This window comes from Exiguobacterium sp. s101 (genome assembly GCF_018617835.1).
In the GTDB taxonomy this organism is placed as follows: domain Bacteria; phylum Bacillota; class Bacilli; order Exiguobacteriales; family Exiguobacteriaceae; genus Exiguobacterium; species Exiguobacterium marinum.
Genome location: NZ_JACSKX010000049.1, coordinates 1 through 201, shown reverse-complemented (window position 1 = coordinate 201; position 201 = coordinate 1). Strand labels below are relative to the sequence as shown.

General features: G+C 59.2%; 1 pseudogene. It reads left to right on the top strand.

Going from position 1 to position 201, the window contains the following annotated elements:
• Positions 1-201 (top strand): annotated as a pseudogene (locus KNO76_RS14120) (hypothetical protein); the annotation flags it as partial.

The following is a 201-nucleotide window of genomic DNA, read 5'->3' as shown; positions in this document are numbered from 1 at the left end:
AGGGTGAACGAGGAGCGTGCCGAGCGCGGAAAAAAGCACTGAAGCCCAAAGGGGCTGGGAAAGAGCGTCGGCTCGTCAAGGTGAGCCGGACCGACCCGGAAGCGGGCTATATGTATCGTGACCAGAAACCGGAAGGCTTTTTCTGGCTGGCGCATCGGACGGTCGATGCCAAGCACAATTTCATCGTCGACGTCCACGTCA